Source organism: Rhodococcus sp. APC 3903 (genome assembly GCF_030407755.1).
Taxonomy (GTDB): Bacteria; Actinomycetota; Actinomycetes; order Mycobacteriales; family Mycobacteriaceae; genus Rhodococcus_F; species Rhodococcus_F erythropolis.
On record NZ_JASDCV010000025.1, the window covers coordinates 16,245 to 28,257 of the forward strand.

Below are 12,013 nucleotides of genomic sequence, written 5' to 3' on the forward strand. Positions count from 1 at the left end.
GCGACGACGAACTCTTCGGCTATCGGTGGCTTTCAGACGACGACAACTCGTTGAGCGAAGTCGAACTCCAGCTGGCTAGCGACGCCGCACCTGCGGCGGGTCAACTTCTGCACCGACTATTGCCTATTGACAACCGGAGAGACAGTCGTGAGCAAGAACTGTTGAGAGACTGGGTATCTGAGGGAAGCTCCATCCGTTCGCACGCAGTAGACGAACTGGCTCACGCCGGTACACTGCCGGACGAAAGTCATGCGATGGTGATCGGAATACACATCGGAGCGCATGGGTCGGCGCAGGGCGCTGCGACCGAGTTGGATCTCGCGCCGCAGCGGTGTGTTCGTATCTCACGCCGGCGACAGTACTGGCAAAGGGCAGATCCGGCGGTCACGGGATGCGGTTGCTCGCAGCGCAGAGGCTTCTGTCACCGACCGTATTGCGATGATATGCCGAGCAATTGCAGCGCTCACTCGCGAGAACATTGAAATGCAAAGGGTCAGAGTCGGCCGTGGGCCCGTCGTACGGGGGACTGGCTTCGGCTCATCAATCCTACTCAGGCGCTGGGGGATGTCATCAGGGCAATGTGTTTATCGGATGCGATTGCGATGAAACACATATTCTGCGACGACTATCGCGTATCGCGAGCCAACCGTCCGCTCTGAACGACCAAGCGCACCATTTCTCTGTCGCCGAAGATCTTCGGATTCTCGATTGGATCTGCAGCGAATCCAACGAGATCAGCGCGCTTTCCCACTTCGATAGTTCCGACTTCGTCTGCGATACCCAAGATCTCGGCGTTGATACGCGTCGCCGAATGCAGCGCGAGCATGGGTGTCTCGATCTCGGCGCGCAGTGTCAGCTCGATGCCTCGATCAGATTGCAGTGGACCGATGAGATCGGATCCCAAGCCGACCTTGACGCCTGCGGCACGCGAGGCAACAATCGCACGTCGCTGGCCGGCCATGGCATCGCCCACTCGAGATGTCATCGCTACAGGTAGTCCTGCTTCGGTGGCCGATATCGAAAGTTTCTGGACCACTGCGAGAGTCGGGACATGTGCCACACCTCGCTCGGCCATGATCGCTGCCATCTCGTCGTCGATCTCGGTACCGTGCTCGACGCACTTGACACCAGCTTCGATTGCAGTGCGCAAGCCAGCGTTGTTGTGCGCGTGAACGGTTACATACGTTCCACGCGCGGCGGCTTCTTCCACTGCGGCAGCGATTTCCGAGAATGTGAACTGGGTGTCGCTCAGCTTGTCATGCGTCGATACCACTCCTCCCGTCACGCACATTTTGATGAAATCCGCGCCCCGTCTGAATGATTCGCGGACATTCTTTCGTACTTGTTCTGGGCCGTCGCTCAGCAGAGACAATGCACGGAGGCCGGGGATATCGTGGTTCGACCAGTCGGCGGTCGGTTCCCACTCTGCCGCGAGATGCCCGTGACCGCCGGTCTGGCACTGGATGGGCCCGCATTGGATGATTCGCGGTCCCTTGACCTTTCCTGACGCCACCACCCGTGCCAGCCCGCCGTCAATGCCCCCGGTGTCGCGAACCGTTGTGAAACCTCCGTTCAGTGTTTCCTCGCAGTTGGCGAACATGTCCGCAGCGAGTTCGGCGACGGAAATCTCGCGCCGCAGGCTCGGATCGATATCGTTCGACATTCCGAAATGGACATGGGCGTCGATGAGGCCCGGTGTGATCGTGAGACCCGACGCATCCACGACGTGTGCTCCCTGGGGAGTTCTACCCAACGCTGCGATACGGCCGTCGACGACTTGGATATCCAGTCCGTCCTGTGGTTCCGTGCTGACTCCGTCGACGACTCGGGCGCCTGCGATCCAATATTCCTGCATAAATCCTCCTGGATACCAATAGGTTCTTCGACCCTAGGATGACCGGGCAAAGAGGTTCTACAGTCGAATGTTGAATATACGAAGTCTTTTTTTGCTCTTCTGTATCAAGATGACACAGTTGTTTCGACATAAAGCCCAAAAATTTCGCCCTGTTCTTCGGCAATGTGCTGATGCGCGGCGATAGTGGGCACCGCCGTTGTTGACCCCCTCTGACCATTCGAGAGGGAACAATGAAGGTCACTGAAATCAATACCACACCTACCGACATTCCCCTGGATCTGGGGCTACGTGTGGTCGGTCGGCGTGAAGCACGGCTTTTCCAAGGTGATCATCGAAGTGTCCACCGACGACGGACTCGTGGGACGCGGTGGAGCTCAGAGGCGTACTTTCGACGTCGATCGACGAGTTCATCGCTCCACGGCTGATCGGAATGGACGCACTAGATCTGGCCGCCGCCGAGCGCCTCTGCCGTCTCGAACGGCGATCCGCCCGAAACATCGACGGCGACAGCCTGACGCGGGCGTTCGGAGGAGTGGAAATGTGCTGTGGGACATCAAGGCCAAGGCGTGGAATGTCCCGCTCGCACAGTTGCTCGGTGGTATCGCGCGTAGTCAGGTCGAATTTTCCGACTATTTCGCGCACCGCGAGTCGGGAGAGAACAGCATCGACGACGTAGTCGAGTACTGCCTTGCAGGGGTGCAGGTCGCGCGTCCTGCCGGCCGTGAGCAGGAACGATCGTTTGTGATCTTTAGTTCCATCGCGGTGTGGATCACCCAAGACTGCCGACCTCGTCGTAGGGGCTTGGACGAGGACGTAAGCAAGTAATCGAAGAATCTCGAGCCGTCGGCGAGTGATTAGGCGATTTGCTTGACACAACTAGAGGAGTGTGCGAAATTTAGTTAAATGAACACCGTTTATTTCTCGCGAAAGTGACTGTATGACAACAACACTGCCAAGCTTCTGGCGCCTCAGTCCTGACGTTTCATCCGCGGGATCGGCAGCCGGTCGCGGTCCGCTAGTGGCCCGCACGGCAATGGACGAGTTTGGGGCCGAGTCCACGCGCGAGGTTCGCCTCGGTCGGGGCACTACACCAAGGTTCGCCCACCTTCTTCGGTGTTGCATCAGCGCTGGGCGGGTCCGAACGGCACGGCACGGCGAGCGCCCCACAAGATGCTGCATGACCAGCCCACATGTCATCGACTCAGCTGGTATGACCGGTACGCCCGGATCGGGCGATGTCGATGGATCGACTATTCGGAGGAAGTCGTGACCAACCTAGACGTCAGCCGTCTGGCCAGCTCGAGCCCCCGGCTTGCTCGCTTCCGCGACGAGCTTGCTGATGATCCGTCGGCTGCGGTGACCTCACTTCTGGCCGATGCGGAAGCAGCCCAAGGCCCCATTGTGGAACCATCTGCGGATGCTCATCCCGGCAACGAGTTCCTCGTGACCTTCGTCTACGTTGACGACGTCGACCAGGTCGAACTCAACACCCAGGCTCTCATGTTGAGCGCCCCTCGCCAGAGCGAGCCGATGATCCGCGAGCCCGGTACCAACGTCTGGACCCTCGTGGTTCGCGTCGCGAGCGGCATCACGACGGCATATCGATACCAGGTCGATCCTCCGCGCCTCGGCGACACAACCGACGAGATGATGGACATCGTATCGGATCCTAAGCAGTACAACGCATTTGCTGCCGCCTACGCACGCTCTATTCGACCCGACCGGCTCAACCCGCGCCGGGTCCACGACTCCATGAACGGCTCGTCCGAGCCATTGAACAGCGTCCTCGTAATGCCAGGCGCGCCGGATACTCTGGCGGAGGGGGACTTGGAGGGGAAGATAGAGGAGCACGCGCTGCCCAGCGGGCGTCGCATCGACGTCTACCAACCCGCAGAAACCGGCGAGGACTTGCCTCTCGTCGTCATGCTGGACGGCGAGCACTGTCGTTCCGGTCGCATCCTGGAGTATCTGGATGCTGCGATCGCAGCTGGTCAGGTTCCTCCAGTCAGGGTTGCCTTGTGGCACAACCTGTCTCCGACGTCACGCATGGTCGAGATGGCGTGCAACCCCGCGCTTCCCGACGCACTGGCCAACGAGCTGTTCCCTTGGCTCGACTACCGTGACGAGCTCCCGCCTGTCGAGCAGCGTGTACTGGCTGGCTTCAGCTACGGAGGGCTTGCGACGGCCTTCGTGATCATGCACCGACCCGACCTCTTCGGGTCCGCGATGCCGATCTCGGCGAGCTTCTTCTACACCCCAGACCCGGCTTCCGAGCCGGGTGAGTGGCTCGCTCGCCAGGTCACCCCGGGGAACTCCGCGCAGGCTCGGTGGTTCCTGGCCGTCGGTCAGCTTGAGGACATTGTGATCGGCCTGCCTGGCCTGGAACCTGGCGCCACGATGGTCAGCGGCGCCCGACACTTCCGCGATGCGTTGGTTAATGCTGGTGCCGACGTCACCGACTTGCTGGAATATCCCTCCGGCCACGAGATGTTCACGGTGCGTGCGGCTCTCGAACGGGGCCTGCCAGCCCTCCTTTGAGCCTCCACTATTCTGTGAGGTCGCGCAGGACGAAGTCCACACGAGCTCTGAAGTCCGACCATTGACTGCCCTGGGGACGTTTGAGGTAGCGACTGGTGAGTGGGATACGACTGTCGGCGATGTAGTCGCCAAGTCGGTCATCCACCGACCGTTGGCTGGGAGCGCGGAGATTGACGGCGGCGACCGAGGTCCCGACCACCAGTGAGACAAGTATGCTGTAAAGCAGGTGGGCCTGCTGCTCCGAGGCTCCTGTCTCCACCAGTGCCGACAGAATCAGCTCAGAGTAGATCATTTGTGCCGAGCCGGGCTGTTCGGGAATGTGGCCGATGATGTTGCTCAGCATCCCAGGATGGTCGAGGCCAGCACGGTGCAGGCGCATCACCAGCTCACGGATCCGATCCTTCGGCGTTGTCGGCAACGGCGACTCCAGCAGCTCCCGGATGAAAGAGTCTGCGACCGCGTCGACGAGTTCCTCCTTGTTGGCCAAGTGATTGTAAAGCGAAGCCGGCGTGACTCCGAGTTCGTGCGCCACTAATCGCAAGGACAGCCCGGCGAAGCCCTCCTGCTCGGCTACCCGACCACCTGCGGCGATGATCGACTCACGGCTCAGTCCGGCCGACGTGCCACGGCCGCGGGGAGTGTTACGCATGGAAAGAGATCCTACCGAAGCGGAGAACAATGACGTCCGAGGTCAGGAGCTCACATCAACATCGCCAGGAGCAGCGAAGAGGACCTCGACCGACTCATCGCCGCAGCGGTCGGACGCGGTGGGATGAAACATGAGTTCCTCGTGTCGCGCCGCGGGGCCAGGCCAAGTCATCTTTCGCCGACACTGTTTTGGCCGGGTGCAACCGAGATTGGCCCGTCGCGTTCGCCTCGCCATCGATCTATCGGGAGATCCGGCTGGCGTGCGCGCTCGTCGCTCCAATGGCCTCCATCACCCGTTCCGTTCCGGGATCGATCACATGTGGCTGGTCGGCCAGCCGGAACCCGGCTCGGTTCTAGCTTTGGCTGCTGACGGCATCTGGACTCTCGACACCGAAGAACACCCGGCGCTGGGTGACCCGATGGCACTGCTGGACGATGTCCGCGTGGGGCCATCTGGACTGGATCCTCAACCCCCTGAGGCGTTCTCCGTCGACAACGTGGGCTCGGAGTACGCCCTCGAAAGCTCCGACCCCGCGCGAACGCTACCGATCTCAGAGCAATTTTCGCCGATTCAGCGAGACGGGTTCGGCACCGTTACGCGGCACACCACGCAGCGCTCGGCGTCGTGCGGGCAGAAACGTCGTACGACGCCGCAGCAGTCGGCTCGCGCGAAGTCCTTGTGGACGAACTGTATGACCTCGGCGCACCGCCCCACCCAGCGCTGGCGCACTTATCGGACGGCGAGGCCGCGCGCCGATGGTCGCTGCACGGCATCGGGCACCTGCTCGATATTGACGCACACGACGCAGGTGTGCTCGCGGACGAGGATTTCGCTGACACCTACGAGACCGGGCACTGCCTCAGCGCCGAACCGCGCCAGTACTTTTCGCCGAATGACGAGTGGGCGCCCGCGCACCTGCGCGGTGCCGGCGTCCGTATCGAAGACGACACCGTGGTGACGATGGCCGGGATCAAAGTGCTCTCGGCCGCATTGCTCACCTCATCGGCTGACATAAAAGCCTGGATCGAACAGGAAGGAAGTGCAGGCATTGATGGCGGGCCTGACCGATGCTTTCGATGGAAACGACGCAGTCGGTGACGAGTTCCACGCCTTAGGTCGGGGTTTTCGTATCGAGGACGTGACCACGACCACTGAGATCTGGCATGGCACCAAGGTCCTCAGTTGTCCGATCGAATCTGGCCGCGGGTACGCGGAGTGTCCTCCATATGCGATGCTGCACAAGAGCTTTCAAGATTGTGGCTACTTCGGCACCGAGCTCGATGAAGCGATGGCGTCGCTTCGCGCACGGGTGGTGTCGTGATCACCCCGGTCGTGGGAAGCGGACTGTAAATTGCAACCGCCCGGCCAGTCGGTGTACCACGCCGACTTGCCGGGCGGCTCCTGTTCGAATGTCTGCCGACCCGGCTTCGCTGGGGGAACTGGGCTACCTTCCGTTTCCTGGAGAGGTGGCGTCGTCATTGTGAAAGGTTGTCTCGCAGTGGAAAACGCCGCACACCAGCACCCGTCCTCGTCTCAATTCCCACAGGCCAAAGCTGAGGTGACGTTGCGGAGTTAGGTCACTAGGGAAGGGAGACGTGCTCCGATCTCAATTGGTCGATGCCGGTAGAGCTTGGAACCAGTGTCGGCCGCTGGGCGCCGACGTGGGGACATCCTCAAGCGCGGTGGTGCCCATCGTAGAAAAGGGCAAAGGGAATGCCTGCCCGTGCGGCCGCACGGGCGATTGCCGTTTCACCTTCGTGGTGCATCAGCCGGGTGAAGCCTGTGGGTGCGAATACGAGTGGAAGGGGACTATGCTGCCCGAGCACGACGGTAGAGGTGTCGACATCCGATACGTCCTGCAAGATGCGAGGGCGAAAGGTGCTGTCTCGATATGCATTTCGGGCATTCCTGATGCTCACTTCCTGGTCTGCGGAACCGTCGACACAGTCGAAGACCGCGCGGGGTGTCCGCTTGCGAGCGAGTTGACGTAGGTCGCCGATCGTGTGTGCGCGATAATCTGCGGGCGGTTGGATTCATGATGACGGGGAGGTTTGCAGCAAAGGGCGCAAGTCCTTCCACCGTTGGAACGTCTGATTCGTATGTGAGTACTTCATATTCGATGTCTCTCGGTACTGTGATTGCCGGGGCGGTCAGCTCAAGCTGGGCCGTTTCAGCGGCGTGGATGTGCTGGCGAGGGGATGGCGTTCGCCGACCTTGTTAGGATTACGGGTCTATGCTCCCGAAGTCTTGCTCGCCGAGACATAGACAGCTGTGCAAGGCTGCTCGTCAGAATTGGAACGAACAGCGCAGATATGTTTGAGCAGAGTGAGTGGTAAGCCAGCAAGCGGATGCTCGGGTCGTCGATCGCGACGGACCGTTGAGGGCGACAGCCGACATTGTCGACAAGATGTTGTACTCCGGACGACACATCTTAATCGTATGAGCACCAACATATACTCGACAAATAATCAAAATATGACTACAACATTTGATCATATGCCCATGATTTGGATCACCCTCTTTCGATTACCGTTGTTGATCACGCAGATGAACTGCTGAAACGTACGCCCTGTTTAAAGGGGCACCCCGTGCAGGTGCGGGTTCTTCCCCCCTGATGGACTTCGTGCGTTTCTGGTTCTTGCCGTTCGCGACGACTTATCGTCCGCCGCCCAACGAGAGGTCTTTGATCAATGATGTCAAGCAATGTGAAAGATCCGGTAAATCTGGCGCAGCCGATGGAAACCTCGAGATTGGCGCGGACCCGCCGCAAAGCTCTGGTTGCTGCGGCTACCGGGAACTTCGTGGAGTGGTTCGATTTCACGATTTACGGGTTCATGGCTGTCACGCTTGCTTCGGTGTTCTTTCCGCCGGACTCAGGTAAGGCGGCGCTGCTTGCGATTTTCGCTGTCTATGGGAGTGCGTTCATCGCTCGGCCGCTCGGAGCGGTGTTTTTCGGTTCCATCGGTGATCGGCTAGGACGGCGTGGTTCGCTGTCGTTGGCGATCGGCCTGATGGGCGTTTCCACCGCCGCGATCGGCCTGTTGCCCACCTACGCCGCTGCCGGGACACTGGCACCCGCACTTCTCTTGCTCTGTCGTCTGATTCAAGGATTCTCTGCCGGTGGTGAATTTGCGGGCGCTGCAACCTTTGTCGTCGAACATGCTCCACCTGGTCGACGCCCGCTGTATCTTGCGATTCTCGGCGGTTCGACCTCGCTCGGCGTGGTCGGTGCAACCGCGGCGGTTCTGGCATTCAGATCCGCTGGTGCCTCGGCATTCGACGACGGTGGGTGGCGGTGGGCATTTATCGTGGGTGGTGCACTCGCGGTCGTTGGATTGATTCTGCGTCTCGGAGTTGAGGAGACACCTGTATTTACAGCCGCGGTCGAGCAACAACAGAATCGGAAGGGCACGCGGCACTCGCCGCTGCGGGAACTACTGGCCAAGCATCGCCGTGCCATGGGGACCGTTCTGGTGTTTTTTGCGTCGGTCGGAGTACTCACTCACATGATGCTCGGATACATGCCCACCTATCTGGTGACGGCCGCTGGAGTCACGAGTAACACCGCGCTGGTACTGACCATGATCGCGATGATCGTTCCCTTGCCTGTGGCCATCATCTTGAGCGGGTTCGTCGAGAAAGTGGGGCGTCGGCCCTTCATTCGGGTGGGGGCAGTCAGCGCCGTTCTGGTCGTCATTCCGTGCTATCTGCTCATCGGTACAGGAAACAAGCTGGCAATTGGTGTAGCCCTGATCGTTCTCATGGTCGTTTTGTGCTTGCTCAACATCGGACTTCTCGCTGTCTTGGAGATCCTGCCGACGCGACTGCGGTACATCGGGACAGCGGTTCCGTACAACGTCGCCTATGCCTTGTTCGCAGGCACCGCCCCGCTGGTCTGTCAGGCGCTGGTCGACAGCACCGGAAGTGCTCTCGCCCCAGCCTTTTACGGCACGGCAATCGCACTACTCGCGTGCCCCGTTCTCCTTCGATACATTCCGGAGACGAAGGGCACGGATCTTCGCACTGTCTGAGAACCCTGCACCTCCGGTGCAAGGCCGCTTCTACCCACTAACAAATCGACCTCTCCGGGAACCGATTCCGTCGAGGGTGGGTGACATCAACAGCACGTACTTGCAGTTTCATTCAGGAAGAAGAGTATTGAAGGTAAATATTTCAGATTCCAGCGGTGAAGTCACCGGAAGAACGTGCGCAGACAACAATTTAAGTCGGTAAGCAAACGGACTTCGTTGCATTCACCAACGAACCAATAGAAGAACCGGCCGTCGTCCATGATCGCGACCAAGCGATCGCGGTCATCCAAAACGGCCATCCGGCACGAGACGCGCGATGACAGTGAGCAACACACTACAAACCGACCTTGCTATCGAGGGATGACAACCGCTGAATTGATTGGAGTGGCCCACACGAATTGGTGCGACCGATAGCGACGCCCGGGTGGTCGCGGGATTCATCGACCATCAGGACAGGCCGTCCTCACACGCTCGACACCGAGACCTCGAATGAATAGTTCTAAATGGCCTCACTCACGCGAACTCGTTGCGGGGGTCCTGCAAGAGCAGCTCAATCACATGCCTGATTTCCACCAAAAAAGGAAGCTATACGATGGTCGACAATGTTTCGATTTACGGCGATGCAGGGCAACCGATCCTCCTTCTTCCAGGAGGAGCCGCTTCCTGTACAGGATTCTTCCCCGGCGTAGTCGAAGGTCTTCTCAGCGCCCCCAGCTGTCGTGTTATCGTCCATGACCGCCCTGGCACTGGCATGTCAGTATCAGAGGGTTCCCTGGCAGGTGCTTCGGCACATCTACACACGCTGATCGAAGAACTGGATATGGGCCCAGTCGTCGTGGTCGGTCAAAGTCTCGGCGGGGCGGTAGCCGCATTGTTGGCCCGCGACTATCCCAACGATGTCGCGGGCATAGTGTTGCTCGATGCAACTCCGATCAACGACTCACGAGTCAGCGCGCGTTTGGAGCGCGGATTTACCGTCGCTGCAGCGATTTCGCGGTTCCCGGGCATCCATCGAACTCTCTCCTTCATGATCCGCCGAGCGGCAGAAAGGGATATCCAGCGTTGGGAATTTCGTCCCGACTGTGCAGATGCCCATTTGCAGATTGCCGAAGCGGACGTACCCGAATTGGCGCATTCACTGAAGGGCTTGACTTCACTTGCAGCCGACTTCCGAGAGGGGGACCTGCCGAAGATTCCTGCAGCAGTGGTCACCGCTGACCGTAAACAAGACAACAAAATCCGTAGGGCCCATCAGAGGCTCGCTGACGCGTTCGGCGGGTCGCTCATATCGTGGCCTGGGGCGATTCACACAGTTCATCTGCAGTATCCGGACGAAACTCTGACTACGATACGCAAAATAGCCAGCCAGGTAGGGAAACGAAGTGATACCAGATGAGCTGGCGCGAACCCCGGAAGGGCTATCACCATTTCCACTATCGAACGACATATTTAGCGCGGCGGTTGACCCGAGCCGTCGCAGTGCTCAATGCAACTGGCTTCGCCGCAGCTCTGGCGGTAGCCCCCTGAAGCAGTACACAGTGATCGCCAACATCCAATTATCGGCCAACCGTGGGGCACGGCGATGACATCCGACGGCAAGCGTACCCACAACAGCTAGGCAGGCCGAAGAGCCCGAATCGATGGATTGCCCTTGTCGTCCTGTTCTTGGCTCAACCGATGAACATCCTCGATTCCACCAACATGAAGATCGCATTGCCGTCAGCTCAGTACTACCTGGGATTCTTCTCGGATGCCAGGCAATGGGTGGTGATCGGATACGTCCGCGTTCGGTAGTCTGCTACATCTCGGTAGATGGCTGTCGGACGATTTCGGGCGCAAGCAAATGGTTCCTGATCGGTTCGCTGGCGGGTTCGCGATGCTGCTCGTCGCCTGTATTTCCCAGGGTGCGTTCGCGGACGGCGCAAGGAGCGAGGGCGCCTGATTTCGATTTCGATCATGAGTGTTCACCCTTCCCTGCGTTCTTTGTCAGGATGTGTCTCACACCCATCCTGGCAAAGAACGGATCTCCGGTGCGATCTCGGGTGCCGGTGGTGCGGTGGGGCTGTTGCTCGGCGGCGTACTCACGCAGAGTGTGCCGCGGCGCTGGTGCCTGTACGTGATGGTCTTTCGCGGCGGTTGCGTGTGTAGGTGCAGTGGTCCTTCTTCGCGACGGTGACCGGCCGCAGCGAACCAGAGTCGGTAGTCCTCGGTCGTGTCCGTGGGACCGCGTATCTGACAGTTGCGATTTCAGGTACCGGAATGTTCGCTGTGTTCTTGTTTCTCACGTACTACCTCGCGACATTCTGGGCTTCGCGCCGGTCGAGACCGGGTTCCGTTTCTTCCGATGACCGGAGCTCTGATCGTGAGTCCGGTCGTGTCCGGCTCGGTACTTCTACCGAAGACCAGGCCGCGCCCGCTCGTACCGGTTGGCTGTTTCTTGCCCCTATCGGGATGGCAATGCTCAGCGAGAACTTTAGTTACGTGGTGCCGGCCCTTCCGGCTCTGCTGATTGCCTGTCTGGGCTTCGGATTCATCTTCGGGCCGGTCCAGAACGCCGCCACCAGTGGCGTTTCGGCCGGAGAATCCGGGGGGCGTCGACGATGGTGGACACTGCCCAGCAGATCGGTGGAGGGGTCGGTTGGCCGTGTTCAATTCACTTGCAGCGACGACGGTTAGGGACTCCGGAAACGATCACGGTGCGCAGGCAAGCGACCCGATGATGATCGTCGACGCAACACGGGCCGGTGACCACGTGGTGTTCTGGGTTGCATCCGCCGTGGCTGCCCTCATGTTCCGGAGCGGCCCTCTGCCGATCGACACCGACTCGGACACCCTGGAGGCACGCTGAACATCTAATCCGACATCGCAGGGCGGCAACGTATGTATTGCGTTGTTGCCCGCGAAGTCGGAACAGCCTCGATCCTAGGTGGATAGACGAGG

The 12,013-nt window shown here is 59.8% G+C and carries 9 protein-coding genes and 1 pseudogene; 7 read left to right on the forward strand and 3 right to left on the reverse strand.

What is annotated here, in order from left to right; genetic code table 11:
- Positions 1-625 precede the first annotated feature (625 nt).
- Entirely contained in the window at positions 626-1,855 is a 1,230-nt protein-coding gene (locus tag QMA15_RS27080; RefSeq protein WP_290287369.1) for an amidohydrolase family protein, read from the reverse strand.
- A 540-nt stretch (positions 1,856-2,395) separates the two neighbouring features.
- Between QMA15_RS27080 and QMA15_RS27085 the strand changes: the two genes are divergently transcribed.
- Entirely contained in the window at positions 2,396-2,680 is a 285-nt protein-coding gene (locus tag QMA15_RS27085) for a hypothetical protein (RefSeq protein WP_290287371.1), read from the forward strand.
- A gap of 441 nt (positions 2,681-3,121) precedes the next feature.
- A complete protein-coding gene (locus tag QMA15_RS27090) occupies positions 3,122-4,393 on the forward strand; it encodes an alpha/beta hydrolase-fold protein (protein ID WP_290287373.1) in 1,272 nt (423 codons plus the stop codon).
- Positions 4,394-4,400: 7 nt separating this feature from the next.
- Here the strand turns inward: QMA15_RS27090 and QMA15_RS27095 are convergent, their stop codons facing one another.
- Positions 4,401-5,042 (reverse strand): TetR/AcrR family transcriptional regulator, encoded by a 642-nt coding sequence (locus QMA15_RS27095; protein ID WP_290287374.1) that lies wholly within the window; start codon positions 5,040-5,042, stop codon positions 4,401-4,403.
- 558 nt (positions 5,043-5,600) lie between these two features.
- Here QMA15_RS27095 and QMA15_RS27100 point away from each other — a divergent pair.
- Together QMA15_RS27100 and QMA15_RS27105 are read left to right on the forward strand one after the other, a co-directional pair.
- Positions 5,601-6,140 (forward strand): M24 family metallopeptidase, encoded by a 540-nt coding sequence (locus QMA15_RS27100; RefSeq protein ID WP_290287468.1) that lies wholly within the window; start codon positions 5,601-5,603, stop codon positions 6,138-6,140.
- A 40-nt stretch (positions 6,141-6,180) separates the two neighbouring features.
- A complete protein-coding gene (locus QMA15_RS27105) occupies positions 6,181-6,363 on the forward strand; it encodes a hypothetical protein (protein WP_290287376.1) in 183 nt (60 codons plus the stop codon).
- A gap of 309 nt (positions 6,364-6,672) precedes the next feature.
- Here QMA15_RS27105 and QMA15_RS27110 read toward each other — a convergent pair.
- Positions 6,673-7,076, reverse strand: a pseudogene (locus QMA15_RS27110) (alpha-hydroxy-acid oxidizing protein); the annotation flags it as partial.
- A gap of 701 nt (positions 7,077-7,777) precedes the next feature.
- Here QMA15_RS27110 and QMA15_RS27115 point away from each other — a divergent pair.
- The 3 genes from QMA15_RS27115 (at position 7,778) to QMA15_RS27125 (ending at position 11,921) form a co-directional block, all read left to right on the forward strand.
- Complete coding sequence (locus QMA15_RS27115) at positions 7,778-9,073, forward strand: MFS transporter (protein WP_290287378.1); 1,296 nt, start codon at positions 7,778-7,780, stop codon at positions 9,071-9,073.
- A gap of 592 nt (positions 9,074-9,665) precedes the next feature.
- Entirely contained in the window at positions 9,666-10,469 is an 804-nt protein-coding gene (locus tag QMA15_RS27120; protein WP_290287380.1) for an alpha/beta hydrolase, read from the forward strand.
- A 1,248-nt stretch (positions 10,470-11,717) separates the two neighbouring features.
- A complete protein-coding gene (locus tag QMA15_RS27125) occupies positions 11,718-11,921 on the forward strand; it encodes a hypothetical protein (RefSeq protein ID WP_290287382.1) in 204 nt (67 codons plus the stop codon).
- Positions 11,922-12,013 lie beyond the last annotated feature (92 nt).